This window comes from Vibrio sp. 10N.239.312.C11, from assembly GCF_041466065.1.
Lineage (GTDB): Bacteria > Pseudomonadota > Gammaproteobacteria > Enterobacterales > Vibrionaceae > Vibrio > Vibrio tasmaniensis_A.
Window position 1 is genome coordinate 24,708 of record NZ_JBFSRZ010000048.1, and the last position, 12,973, is coordinate 37,680.

A 12,973-nucleotide genomic window follows, 5' to 3' on the forward strand; every position below is an offset into this window, starting at 1 on the left:
GTTAACCGAATCGGCTATCACTCCCTAAGAAAATCGCTCATTCACACTCTACTATTTTTGAAGTTGCTCTTTAGCGGCTTCAACCTTAGAAAAATCTAGGCCAAGCTCTTCAACTGCTTCTTTGATTAGCGCAGGGTTTTGCATTACCTGACCCATCAGCATTTGAAGCTTATCTTGTGGTAAACCAAGTTGGCTGATTGTCGCCATTGCTGCAAGAGGGTTCTCGGTCAACGTCTTGAATAGCTCGCTGATCTGCTCGTCGCTAATATTGTTCTCTTTCAACATTGCTAAAATCGGGTTCATTTTTTTGCCTTTGAAACACTAAATTAAGTAGGAGCACAGCATACCATCTAGCTGTGCTCGATTGTACTAGCAAGTGAAGCTTTGGTTTAATGCGAACTGTGCTTCCCCAAACGCAAATAATGCTTGGGCTTAGCGAGACTCTAGTGGGTAAGAGCGGTAGCTCCACATACCATACGTTCTCAGAGCGTCACGGTAGATGCCTAGAAGCTCACCACTGCTCGCTTTCTTAAGATCTTCTAGCGGCTTATCTGGGTAAGAGACCGTATCGAAGGTAATGCCCTGAGGGCCAGTTTGCCAGCTCGCAATTTCAAACAGAGTTTGACCACGACGAACATGGCTTGCCGAGCTAATAATGGTCGCATGTTTAATATCATGACGAGCAAGCGCATAGCTACTGAACAAGGCGTTGCCTACCGTGCTGGTCGCGTAGTTCTCTTCAATGATACGGTCTTTGCTTACCCCTTTTGAGATAAGCCAATCCGCCATTAACTTGCCTTCCGTCTTATGGTTCTTAGGCACGCCGCCAGTTAAGACGATCATCGCGTCTGGGTTCGCTTTCGACATTGCTAATGTCGTTTCAAGACGTTCAATCAAGATCTCATGCATAGAGCCATCAGGGTTAAGCGCGTAGCCCAAAGTGACGATGGCACCGTGGTCGCTCAACAGTCCCTTATCCGCAGACTCTTTAAGAGGTGTTTCTAACACGCGGTCGACCGTTGCAAAAATACGTTTGATGTCTTCTGCTTTACCTTTATTCAGGCTTTCCAGCTTCTCCATGTGCTTATTCGATTCACTGTCGTTGCCTTCAAATCGCTGCCAAACCGCTAGATACGCATGAAGGTCGACATCGTCTGGCGCAACCGTCAGTGCTTGTTCAAACAACTCAATAGCGCGTTCTGCGTTCTTGTTGTAGATCTGAGCGTTCGCTGCCGAGATCAACAAGTCAGTACGGTAAGGTTCTAGCTGGTACGCTTCTAACAATCGGTTAGTCACAATTTCCATGTTGCTTGGCATTTTAGCCGTGAAGCCCGCGTGAGAAATTCTTGCCGGAGACTTAAAGGCCTGCAACGCATCAAGAAGTAATTGGTCGACAACTTGTCGCTTAGTCACCAACTGCGCGTAATCGGCAGAAGCTTGTACTGCGCCATCGTTAGCAGCAAAAGAATAAGGTGTTGCGCCAAAAGCGAGCATGCCACCAAGAGCGAGGGCGATAATGTTCTTTTTCATGGAAAGATCCTGTGTCGTTAAGTGTTCACATCAGATTTGCTCACCAATGTAAGTCCCTAAGATTAAAAAACTGTGAACCACACCAGAATCTCCGAGGTTAATATTCATTTGTTGCATAAGGTGTGGCAACAGATCACGATTTTGAACTTACCAATAAGCCTGTGTATCCAGATAATTCTGGTTTGAACCAGTGCTCAACGTTTTTGTTGGAATATCTGACTGCGGATTTCATACGCCCTATTCCACCGAAAACCACCCATCACAAATCCAAACTCCGCAGAAAACAACACGCCCAAACAGCAACTTTAAGCTCATTTTTTCAACAACTTAAAATCCAACACACCGAATTGTTCGATGTTGAACCTCCCCACAGATAACGAAGCTCTAAACATATGGCCTCTAAATGCGAATCGACATATTTTCAAATAATTCAAAATCAATTATTGAACGGCCGTTCAAGTGGTACTTTAATGAATTATCAATACAAGGAGTTACCCCATGCTTAAGTTCTATTTTCACCAAACACCCAACCCAATGAAGATCGCTCTTTTTCTAGAAGAGACAGACCTAGATTTTGAACTTGTTCCTATCGATACCTTAAAGGGTGAACAACACACACCGGAATATCGCTTGATCAATCCAAATGGCAAAACGCCTGCGATTGAAGACGAAGGACAACGTGTATTCGACTCTAACGCTATCCTGCTGTACCTATCCGAGAAAACAGGCAAGCTAGCTGGTCAGCCAGAAGACAGAGCTGAACTATTATCTTGGATGATGTTTATCGCAAGCGGACTTGGCCCTTATTCGGGTCAATCGGTACACTTCCGTCATGCTGCGCCATCAGGCTTAGATTACGCGGTAAATCGCTACCTACGTGAAGCACAACGTCACTACGAAGTGTTAGAGAAACATATGGAAGGTCGTGAGTTTTTCGTCGGAAATGAGTACACCATCGTAGATGTCGCGGCATGGGGTTGGATTGATAAAGCACCTTTCGTGCTTGGTGAAGAAGGCCTAGAACCTTACCCGAATTTGAAGCGCTGGTTTAACGCAATCAACACTCGCCCTGCTGCACTGCGTGCTCGCGAAATCGGCAAAGACGTTGAATTTAAAACCGAACGTGATGAAGAAGCGAAGCGAGCACTTTTTCCTTCGAATTATGCGAAGTAGAAAATTTGAAAGTTCTAGCTCTTCTGAGTGATAGCTAGAACTCAAACAGAAAGAGCCGCTAAACAGCGGCTCTTTCTGTTGAAAAGACACAAGTTGACACATTTATTAATAGATACGAAGGTTCGATATTCGTAATTATCCACTTATCTAAAACACATTTCTGGACAAAACCTTGTTAGAGTAGCCACTTAAATTAGAAAACTACGGATAAGTTTTAGTACTGCAAAATGCTGTATTACAATCTTTGCTGAGGTGCTAACCGTCAACGAAAATGAACAGAAGTAAGCACTGAGTGCCACGCAGTTAAGATGACGTTATAGCTTGCTGATATGGCAACTAAGCATACCTATTAGCCCTCCATAAACTGTCTACTACCCGTCATCTAGCAATTTCAATCAGGCATAATAAAATCTTCTTGAGTATCATTTCTAAGATTTTTAAGTTGGAGTATAAAAACAGTGAGCGTGATTAAACATCATGAACGACAAATAAAAAAAGTGTGCGATTTTATAGATGGTAACCTAGATGGCGAGTTCTCACTTGAGCAGCTAAGTTCTGTAGCTGCCAGTTCAAAGTACCATTTTCATCGTATCTTTAAAGCGTTTATGGGGATTAGCGCTATGCAATATGTGTTGCTGGCACGAATGAAACGCGCTTCTTTCAGGTTAGCATTCGAGTCAGAGTACAGTGTTACTGATATTGCCTTTGAAGCTCACTTCACAAGCCTAGAAGCCTTTAGCCGTGCTTTTTCTAGGATATTTGGACAATCACCTTCCCAATTTAGAAATCAGCCTGAATGGCGCGCTTGGCACTCAAAGTATGAATATCATCCACCGATAACAGGAGAAAGTGTAAAGGACGTTCAAGTCGTAGACTTCGAAAAAAGAGAAGTTGCATTAATTGTACATAAAGGCAACCCAAGACTGGTATACGAGACAGTAGCCAAGTTCATAAATTGGCGAAAATCAACAGGTTTATCGCCAATAAAAACCAGCGAAACATTTGGTATTCCTTACTCTGACCCAAACGATACGCCTGATGATGAGTTTCAGTTTGATATCTGTGGCTTGCACGGAGGAGAGGTTCCAGCAAACGCCTATGGAATAAAATCTGGAACAATACCAAGTGGCAGATGCGCCATGGCTGTCCATGAAGGAAGCCATGATAGTATTAGCAACACCGTGTATCACTTGTATCATAAATGGCTGCCAGATAGTGGCGAAGAATTAAGAGACTTCCCTTGTTTCTTCCGTTACTTAAATTTTGCTCATGAAGTTAATGAGTGTGGGTTGTTAACAGAGATCTACCTACCAATTAAATAGTAAATGCAATTATGGTAAATCAACCACCTACGCACAACGAACGTTACGTAAAATCTACACTCCATTAAGGAAGAGTCATATTACCATCTAAATAGACTAAACCGTCTTTTAAGCCCTTAAATTGATGTTGACCGTCCAAAAATACCTCAAGATGAAAGAACGGCTCATCGCCGAATATAAAGAGCTAAATGTATCCACAATAGCAAAGCCTAGGAGAAATTTTATGCAAACCAAGATAATACAAGATGGCGATGAACCATTTAAAGTTTTGGTACACGAGTCTGGTGAACAAAACAGTCCAGTTATTCTGTTTTCTGTCGGCTCAGGTGGAATGCCTGAACGATATTCAACTCTTTTGGATACACTAAAAAAATCAGGGTGTACAATAATTGCTCCATGTTTTGAGATGCTTACAAATCATTTTCCTAATAAAACTGAATTATCTCTTAGAGCAAGACGGCTCTCTCTCTCTCTAAAAGCATGTACACAACCTAATTCAAAAGTGATAGGAATAGGGCACTCGATTGGTGCTGCTACACTTATCGCTTTAGCTGGCGCAGAGATGCAAACGAGCTCAAGAGAAATAGTTGATATTTTGCCGGACAACAGACTAGTGTCTTTGGTAATTTTGGCTGCGCCAACTAAGTTTTTTTATGCTCCAGGTTCACTTGACACAGTTAATATTCCCATTTTTGCGTGGGTTGGCTCAGAAGATGAGATTACACCGAGCGTCCAAACGGAATGGTTGGCTCAAACCATGCCCAGTCCGCAAATGGTGGAAATGAGAGTTGTTGAAGGTGGCGATCATTTCTCATTTATGGATCAAGTACCAGCACATATCGCCAAGCCTCATATCGATAAGAATAAATTTTTGCAGGAATATTCTGAAGAAATTAGTAAGTTTGCTTTAAGTCAAAAATATGTTTTGGATTAATCACCGTGAAAATACGGCTAACAACGTCTAAGACGGATTCGTAATTTCGGCATAATATTTAAACCAAATTCTAAATCCAGTATTCCTATTATGACAAATGTGCGACTTTGCTATCCAAAATCACCCTCAGACCGCCTAAAACGCTCTAAGCGGATATTTGGGACGCTTTCAGTGTGATTTTCAGGGCAAAAATCAGCGAATTCATTTGAGCTAACAACACTATGACGTCCATTTTTCGGGCTTTGTGGGTTTTGGGTGTCAGATTAGTTATATTTGGTCAAAACCCACCCGACCTAGAACGTAGGCTTTTTGACGAAACTAACAATGGGGCAATAATGTGTTTGCAAGCCCCAAACAAAAAAGAGCCGCTAAAAAGCGACTCTTGATTTTCAAACTATTCGAACTCGTTCAGATTACTCTTTACCGAATACGTTGTTCTCTTGCTCTTGTACACGGATGAAAGTCGTACGCTTAGTTAGCTCTTTAAGCTTTGCTGCGCCTACGTATGTACAAGTTGAACGTACACCACCAAGGATGTCAGAAATTGTGTTGTGAACTGAACCACGGTATGGAAGTAAAACAGTTTTACCTTCCGCAGCACGGTACTTAATAACACCACCTGAGTGCTTGTCCATAGTCGACTGTGAAGACATGCCGTGGAACTTAACAAAAAGCACAACAATCAAAATAAAATCAATTATTTAATTTGATATCTATGTATGTAAAAACAGTAAAAAAACGAAGATTCACACCCATAAATAGCGCTATTTTACAATGAATGCCGCAATCGTTTCACTTTCGAGAATTAATAACTTAAATTCAGTCGGTTAATAATTGCTTCCGTACTCTCTATACGACTATCAATTCTTGGCTCTAAAGTACCAATGATAAACTCATGACGTTCATCTGCGTTGACCCCAAAAAGATCTAGCTTATCCAGTAAGTACACAACAAACAGGGAACCTAAACCAGATAACAGTCCTCCTATAACCATAGCGATGGTATCAGCAAAAGGAATACCATTTATAAAAGTAGCGATAGACTCAGTCGCTAGTATCCCGCCAGTAACCACTAAACCAGTAGCAAAGACTTTACTAGCCTCATGAGCAGCTTGGTTCATTGTCATACCTTCAGGAGGAAATATCAGGGTTTTAATCGCTTTCATTAGAGACATAAAACCTTCTCTAATCAATCTAACTGCATTCTTGCTCGTTCTCACGAACATGTTTATAACAGCAGTAGAAATCGCAGAAAGTAACCCGGAAATCGCTCCTGTAGAAAAAGCTGAGGCAACATTTTTCCATTGACCTAATACCTTAGTAGCAACTCTTCCCAGCCTGACTTTTAGGACACCTAACCATGAGTCACTATATTCACCATTTTTCCAACCATTAGAAATAACATCTTTAACCTCTTCAAAAATCGACGATATAAAACCTGAAAGCAGAGCTCCTAACGCTTGTTGAAGACCTTGGTTAGCTCCAGTTTTGATACCATCTTTTGCTCCTTCTCTTGCTATCCAAATCGTTTTTTCAAGCGAGTCAGAAGGAACGTATTTTTCCGCAGCTTGTTCACCTCGAGCATGGACTGCGTTAGTACGTCTTTTATCAAGGTCGCCATTGTTCGAGCCTTCAACAAACTCTTTATGGTCTTTATCTCCTTTAGAGCGATTTATACTTTGATGTGTAAAACTATGATTGTCAGAATCTGCGCCAAATTCCGCTTTTTTCGCATCAGATAACATAAAACCACCGTCATCATGCATGCTCTTTAATGGCTTATTATGATCGAAATCCATAACTGACGAATCATGATAGTCCCCCGTGTTAATATCTTTAATTTGCCCTTCTGGGGTCGTGGCATCTAACTTACTTCGTTTTTTTTGAGTCTCAAATGAAACTCCCTGCCCGCCTACACTTTTCGGTGATTTGGTATAATCAACTCGGTTGTATTCAAAATTCCTATCTACACCTTCTAGGTCTGCGCGACTCAATTTCAGTGGCGACAAAAGCTGATCAATTAAAACCTCTTTGCTAGATTCAAAAAGAACATCGTACTTATCTTTAGTAAATGAACGGTCTAACATGTTTAGCGAATCAGTTACTTCTTGCTCTGTCACTTCCAAATCATAAGTTGGACTAACAAAAAACATTTTGTCAGAAAAGCTGCTATCCGACTCTTCTGACAAAAACTGGGAAACCAGCTCCTGAGAAGCAACTTCATTGATATGGGCTGTTTCACGAAACGTTTTACGATTGGCCTTTCTCTGCTGATATCGTTTTGCTCTAGTTGTCATAAAAACTCCTTATCAAGCAACAAGCTTTCTCCAAGCTTCCAAAAATGCTTTTTCGTTTTCATGCACATAATCATCAGCATGCATTACCACATCAATAATCTCTTCGAATAGCCCCATAGACTCTGGAGACACTTTGCTGGCATATTCATAAGCAGTAGTAATATTTGGTGGGTTATTCGCAATACCATCTATTTTGGTTTTAATATGTGGTGGTAAAGAGCTACTCATCACGCCAGAAATAAATTCATCAATTTCAACTCGTTCTTCCTGAGATACCTCGCCATCACAAGCTGCACATGCTAGTCCCACAGCTTCCATTGCGATTAGAAGATTAAAGTAATCATCCGTATCGTTAAGCCTTTTCTCTGCGTCTTTGAAAGCAGATTCAATTTTGTTATATTTAGCTTCGTATTTAGCTGTTGCTTTATCTTCTCCTCGTTTTTCGGCATCATCATCACCATCAAAGCTGGCACCTACTGCGGCACCAGCAACGCCAGCCCCAACAGCTGCAGCAACTGTTGCTGTTCCGGCCAAAGAGCCTGCCAATGTGGCAGCTCCAAGTAATGACCCACCGCCAGTAAAAGGGGCTGCTGCAATTGCACCTACTCCAATAGCGGCTCCACCTAGCACCTTCCAAAAACTCATATTATTATCCTTTTGTATTGTTCAATAAACAGCCTAAGCCAACTGATAACTAAGATAAAAATACCATACCGATACACACACCGAATGTGAGCTAGGTATATAATTTGATTGGAAAATAATTTCTAAAGCTACCTCACTTGGTAATTTCCCTTCGAGCTCCCCTCGATGACCTCCACTTGAGCGTTCCGAGTAATTTCGTCCACTACCGCATTCGCAATGGCTTCGGCCATCATGCCCGCCATCGCAAATTCACCATCGAGCACAAAGCCCTGAGCTTTCAGTTCGGTTTCTAATTTCTGTTTCAATGATGTATTACTTAATGCCATTAGTCTTTCCTGCATAAACGGTGGATGATACATCGACATATTGTTTTCCTATGAAGGGGCAAATGCTCACACCGGTGCACACCCCTTTTCCGCCATTAAACTTGATGGTGTCCGCGTCTTCGGTGATGTTCTTAGCTTTAATGGTTCTATTACCTTTGACGGTTTCGATGTGGGTGCCGTCAATCTCTGTTATTCGATTTTCTAGCACTTTGATTTGTTGAGTGAGGCATTCAAGCTTGTCGGCTTGGTCTGTCTTACGTTCGAAGCTGCCTTTCTGGTCCACCAATTAATACACATCTTTGCACTGTTGGTAGCGGTTTCGCCTTCTTTGATTCCTAGTAACTTGAAACCAAGTGGTAGCAGACAACGAATAAAGGGCTTATCCGGTTGACCGAACATAAATCTGAGTTCAAACAATACTGCCGATTGCCAGCAACTCTGGTAGCACAACAATCGTAGCTTTTTGTCCCAAACAAAAAAAGAGCCGCTAAAAAGCGGCTCTTGATTTTCAAACTATTCGAATCAGTTCAGATTACTCTTTACCGAATACGTTGTTCTCTTGTTCTTGCACACGGATGAAAGTCGTACGCTTAGTTAGCTCTTTAAGCTTTGCTGCGCCTACGTATGTACAAGTTGAACGTACACCACCAAGGATGTCAGAAATCGTGTTGTGAACTGAACCACGGTATGGAAGTAAAACAGTTTTACCTTCCGCAGCACGGTACTTAGCAACACCACCTGAGTGCTTGTCCATAGCCGACTGAGACGACATTCCATAGAACTTCATGTATTGCTTACCGTCTTGCTCTACAACTTCACCGCCTGACTCAGAGTGACCAGCTAGCATGCCGCCTAGCATTACGAAGTCAGCACCGCCGCCGAACGCTTTAGATACGTCACCCGCACATGAACAACCACCGTCACCGATGATCATGCCGCCAAGGCCGTGTGCCGCGTCGCCACACTCGATGATTGCAGAAAGTTGAGGGTAACCTACGCCTGTTTTAACACGTGTAGTACAAACAGAACCAGGGCCGATACCAACCTTAACGATGTCTGCGCCCGCTAGGATTAGCTCTTCAACCATGTCACCCGTTACAACGTTACCCGCAGAGATAACTTTAGTCGGGAATTCAGCACGTACTTTCTGTACGAACTCAACAAGGTGCTCTGAGTAGCCGTTAGCGATATCGATACAGATAAATACAAACTCTTCGCTAAGAGCCATGATCTTCTTAACTTTCTCGAACTCAGCTTCAGACGTACCTGTTGATACAAAAACGTTGTTCAGTGTTTTCTTGTCTGCTGTTTTAGCGAACTCAGCCCACTGCTCTACTGTGTAGTGCTTGTGTACTGCTGTCATAACACCGTGCTCTGCTAGAGCAGCTGCCATTTCAAAGCTTGCTACCGAATCCATGTTCGCTGCAATTACTGGAGTACCAGACCATTGACGACCGCTATGCTTGAATGTAAAATCGCGGGTTAATTCAACTTGAGAACGGCTTTTAAGGGTAGAACGCTTCGGACGGAAGAGTACATCTTTGAAACCTAACTTAAGTTCTTGTTCGATACGCATGGTGTTTTCCTTGATTCATAAAATTATGTGTCTCTCGCGAAATGCGTAGTAAAACCGTTGGCAGACGAGTTTACTTTTCTTCGGACACAAAAAAACCGGAGCGTTGGCAGACGCTCCGGTTTTCAGCATTATAGGTCGTGATTTAGTAACAGCAAGTCTGATATTTCATTTTTTTTTGTGCTATCCTCTCGAAGATTCCATATCTGGTAAAACCTCCCAAGTAACACTTTTCTACTAAATTCTTACTAATTAATAACTTAGCGAACCAATCACGCACACGCTGTCGGTTTATTGCGCAATCGTTTTCCTCTCTTTTCACACAATATCGCCTTCATTAAGCAAATATGTGAAGAAAGTGCCTCGAAATCACATAAAAACCACACTTTTCTCCAACAAAAAAATGCCTTTTTTCTTAAATAAATTCGATTTTTTTCTAATTTTTATCGGTTTTTGACCAAATTGGGCAGTCTGGTGACGTTTCTGTTTTGTCGTCACTTGGAAAAGTAGAGTGAAAACGACTCAATCTAGAGGCCAATACTCACTTGGGTTTGATAATTCAGCCCTCGCACTCCATTAAATGAAGCTTTCAAACTCAAACTTTATAAATCCACTTTCTATTCACCCGTAGCATTGCCGCGCCGAAAGCACATTTCGTGGCTGCCCTTTCGTTGATTTAACCTAAAACATTCAGTAAAGCGCATGGAAAAAGAGAATTGGTTAACGTGAAAAGCTAGGGGGAAGATTAGGTTTGAAGATAAAAAACAAAAAAAATGGCTAAGGTAATTAACCTTAGCCATTTTTATTCGATGTTTTGAATTGTTCTTTACAAGCTATGAGTATCGAATTAAGACAGGTGCTAATTCTTTTGAGCGCTTAACGCTTCTGCAGTCGCATCTTGAATCGACAAGAACAATGACGTGATTTGTCCAGTAGGCGAACGCATCGGGTTTAGCGTCACGTTCTGGTACATGAAATCAGCTTGTTGAGTAACAGGGCGAACATTGCGGCACTTGAACAGGTAAGGTCTTTGTGGCCATGTAATAAAGCTGCGACAACCTAAATCATAGACTGGCTTGGTTTTCAGCCTAAACCACTCTTCTGGGATTTCAGGGAATAACTCAAAGATCGACTTACCGATAGCATCATGTGATTGCTTACCGCTATGGTGAGTCATGAAGCCATTCCAAACTTGCACCTCAAAATCGCGATTAATAACCACCAGCCCCATATCGACGTTCTGAACCATGTCCACCATCCAGTGGAACTGTTCAAATTCAGCAGGAAGATTCAACATATTAAAACTCCTCCATTAGGTAGGCCAATTTATTATCTAGAAGTGGCAAAGATTCATCAACAAACATGAATAGGAGGTCACAACGAATTGAAGTGCCGTCTATGTTATAGCTGACTTCGAAAGTCATCGTTTTCTTGAATGAGCCGCCGGTATTTTCAATAACGGAATCGATTGAGATGTGTTGACCCAGCAACACCGGAGAGCTCTGGAAGAAACGAACTTCTGACTGCTCACCTAACCCATTCAGGAATGAACCCACAAGGATGTTAGATACATCCATCAACAGCTCTAATTCTTCTAACTGTTCGCTTTCTGTTGGCACCTTCATGAGCTTTTTAAGATCGCTCACACTGGAATCACTCAGCAAGACTAACGCTTCACCTGCAATACCTTCTCCGCTAAAGCCTTGGCAAACACCCGACACTTGGTCGTTGTCTGCTAAGTCGCGAAGTGCCATGTGCAATTCACTCACTTCCAAAATATTCACGTTCGGTAGTGGTAAATGGACAAATACATCAAAATGGCGCGCCAGTGCATCGGCGGCGCGGCCAATTGCTACGTTCGCCACTTCCATGTAGATATCGCGTCTGCGTAGTATTGGGAGATCTAAAGCGGTAGGGGTAACCATCTGAGGCTGCGTTGGCGGCTCAACAAGTTCACGTAAAATGCCTTTTAACGCTTCTTTATCGATCGGTTTTTGTAAAAACGCTTTAGCACCAAGATCCATGACCCTCTGCTGCGCTTTTGGTTGGATGTCACCGGAAACAACGACAACAGGTGTGTTATCACCTAAGCGTTGCATCTCTTCCAATGTGCCATAGCCATCTAGCTCTGGCATGGTCAAGTCGAGGAACATCAGTTTAAACTGGTTTTGAGCTAACTCTTCAAGTGCATTAAGCCCATGAACAGCAAAAGTTATATCTGCATTTAGAGAACTAGGCAGTGATCGAGCCATCTGCTTCCTTGCTAATGCAGAATCATCACATATAAGAACTGGGAACGACATAAATGCACCACCGACAAATTAAAGCTAATTTCGAGGAGTGTAACAGATCATTATCGTATCAGGTACGGGGTGAATGAATTTATATGTAGATTATTAGTCAGATTGATGGGAAAAGCGGATATTCGATTATCTCTGATTATTCTTTATGAAAAACAATATGCTACAGAGATAGTAACAAGCCTTTTTATAAAGTAATTGCACTATTTCATGAAATGACCGCGACAATTTATAGAATAACAGCCTTAATAAGTAGCCTACTAAGGCTCGACTTGCCGATTCACGCAACAGCCATACATGTTTGCTCAACTATTCGTGTTGATCGCCTACTACACGTTTATCAGGTTGACGTTTTTATCCGTTTTACATAATGAGTACAAGGGAGCTAAAACTGATATGTAGGCCATAGAATCAGTAATGCGAAACGAATAACCAGAGCAAACACCAATAAAGCGATGCCCAGACGGTACCATTTGTATTCCGCAATATTCATTGGGATGCGCTTATAAAACATAGTAATCACGCCTTTCCAATCACTACTGCGTCTTCCGTACTGCATCATGCTCGTCAAAACAAACAGAGCACCAAGTACTAGCATTCCTTTCTCAGCCCAAAACAATCCAACTTCCATTTGTATTTTCCTTGATAAAACGGTGAGCGACTTAAATCATTCTAGCCACCTTTACGCTCGGTTTCTGTAAGACCAAGGTCTAAATTACGAAGTACGCAATTCAGGGCTTTTACCTGATAGCTGATAGCGCATTGTTGGTAATTAGAAATTGGTAACTGGTAACTGGTCATTGATAGTTCTCGGTCAGCAGGGCTTTGTTGCGTAATTCAATGGAACTAAATCAAGAACCTACGATCTGATCAG

13 protein-coding genes and 2 pseudogenes are annotated in these 12,973 nt (G+C 42.1%); 3 read left to right on the forward strand and 12 right to left on the reverse strand.

Annotated features, from left to right (window positions below):
* Positions 1-51: 51 nt before the first annotated feature.
* Both AB6D07_RS17780 and AB6D07_RS17785 read right to left on the reverse strand, forming a co-directional pair.
* On the reverse strand, positions 52-303 hold the full coding sequence (locus tag AB6D07_RS17780) for a DUF2999 family protein (RefSeq protein WP_004731647.1): 252 nt from the start codon (positions 301-303) through the stop codon (positions 52-54).
* A 129-nt stretch (positions 304-432) separates the two neighbouring features.
* Positions 433-1,530, reverse strand: a complete 1,098-nt coding sequence (locus AB6D07_RS17785) for a YdcF family protein (RefSeq protein WP_009844828.1) — start codon at positions 1,528-1,530, stop codon at positions 433-435.
* 498 nt (positions 1,531-2,028) lie between these two features.
* Here AB6D07_RS17785 and AB6D07_RS17790 point away from each other — a divergent pair, with 498 nt between their 5' ends.
* From AB6D07_RS17790 to AB6D07_RS17800, 3 genes are all read left to right on the forward strand, one after another.
* Complete coding sequence (locus tag AB6D07_RS17790; protein WP_017102507.1) at positions 2,029-2,703, forward strand: glutathione S-transferase family protein; 675 nt, start codon at positions 2,029-2,031, stop codon at positions 2,701-2,703.
* A 458-nt stretch (positions 2,704-3,161) separates the two neighbouring features.
* Entirely contained in the window at positions 3,162-4,025 is an 864-nt protein-coding gene (locus AB6D07_RS17795; RefSeq protein ID WP_372092228.1) for a GyrI-like domain-containing protein, read from the forward strand.
* Positions 4,026-4,248: 223 nt separating this feature from the next.
* Complete coding sequence (locus AB6D07_RS17800; RefSeq protein WP_372092231.1) at positions 4,249-4,959, forward strand: alpha/beta hydrolase family protein; 711 nt, start codon at positions 4,249-4,251, stop codon at positions 4,957-4,959.
* Between the two features lie 413 nt (positions 4,960-5,372).
* Here AB6D07_RS17800 and AB6D07_RS17805 read toward each other — a convergent pair.
* The 10 genes and pseudogenes from AB6D07_RS17805 to AB6D07_RS17850 form a co-directional block, all read right to left on the reverse strand.
* Positions 5,373-5,630 (reverse strand): annotated as a pseudogene (locus AB6D07_RS17805) (IMP dehydrogenase); the annotation flags it as partial.
* Between the two features lie 134 nt (positions 5,631-5,764).
* Positions 5,765-7,255, reverse strand: coding sequence for a hypothetical protein (locus AB6D07_RS17810; protein WP_017104190.1), 1,491 nt, complete (start codon positions 7,253-7,255; stop codon positions 5,765-5,767).
* 12 nt (positions 7,256-7,267) lie between these two features.
* Complete coding sequence (locus AB6D07_RS17815; protein ID WP_017104191.1) at positions 7,268-7,900, reverse strand: hypothetical protein; 633 nt, start codon at positions 7,898-7,900, stop codon at positions 7,268-7,270.
* A gap of 128 nt (positions 7,901-8,028) precedes the next feature.
* Positions 8,029-8,226, reverse strand: coding sequence for a hypothetical protein (locus AB6D07_RS17820; protein ID WP_017104192.1), 198 nt, complete (start codon positions 8,224-8,226; stop codon positions 8,029-8,031).
* Positions 8,213-8,656: pseudogene (locus AB6D07_RS17825) on the reverse strand (hypothetical protein); the annotation flags it as partial. The pseudogene AB6D07_RS17825 and the gene AB6D07_RS17820, both read right to left, overlap by 14 nt.
* 102 nt (positions 8,657-8,758) lie before the next feature.
* A complete protein-coding gene (locus AB6D07_RS17830) occupies positions 8,759-9,802 on the reverse strand; it encodes a GMP reductase (protein ID WP_009844818.1) in 1,044 nt (347 codons plus the stop codon).
* A gap of 856 nt (positions 9,803-10,658) precedes the next feature.
* Positions 10,659-11,096 carry a PAS domain-containing protein gene (locus AB6D07_RS17835; protein WP_009844817.1) on the reverse strand — a complete coding sequence of 146 codons (438 nt, stop codon included), beginning with the start codon at positions 11,094-11,096 and terminating at the stop codon, positions 10,659-10,661.
* 1 nt (position 11,097) lies between these two features.
* The gene (locus AB6D07_RS17840; protein ID WP_017104194.1) at positions 11,098-12,102 is read right to left on the reverse strand and encodes a response regulator; all 1,005 of its coding nucleotides are present in this window, start codon (positions 12,100-12,102) and stop codon (positions 11,098-11,100) included.
* 382 nt (positions 12,103-12,484) lie between these two features.
* Positions 12,485-12,730, reverse strand: coding sequence for a hypothetical protein (locus tag AB6D07_RS17845; protein ID WP_372092235.1), 246 nt, complete (start codon positions 12,728-12,730; stop codon positions 12,485-12,487).
* A gap of 41 nt (positions 12,731-12,771) precedes the next feature.
* A complete protein-coding gene (locus AB6D07_RS17850) occupies positions 12,772-12,900 on the reverse strand; it encodes a hypothetical protein (protein WP_277814447.1) in 129 nt (42 codons plus the stop codon).
* Positions 12,901-12,973 lie beyond the last annotated feature (73 nt).